Genomic DNA, 270 nt, shown 5'->3' on the forward strand with positions numbered 1-270 from the left:
CCTGACCCGGTTACCATGGGTCCCTTCGGACCGTACTCGAGTTCGCCTACGGTAGACGGGTGTAACACTCCGTCGATGTCCAAGAAGATCGTTTTCATTGCTGCCAATATAGAATCGTTCGACTTCCTTTCTGTAAGAGCGGACCGTCGGACCAGATTCTTGGTGCTCAAGCAGCCAGGCGCTGATCGCCTCGAGATCGTCTGTGGCGTCAATCGTACAAGTTTCGGCTGGTCCGCGATTTGGACCCACATCGTTGATGAGGTGAGTTTG

1 protein-coding gene is annotated in these 270 nt (G+C 54.1%); it reads left to right on the top strand.

The window, feature by feature from the left end; translation table 11 throughout:
- Positions 1 to 75 precede the first annotated feature (75 nt).
- Positions 76 to 270, top strand: a 195-nt coding sequence (locus SB724_RS20265; protein WP_410572658.1) for a hypothetical protein, incomplete at its 3' end; no start/stop codon positions are given.

Source organism: Bacillus sp. SIMBA_031, from assembly GCF_046535225.1.
Classification (GTDB): domain Bacteria; phylum Bacillota; class Bacilli; order Bacillales; family Bacillaceae; genus Bacillus; species Bacillus velezensis.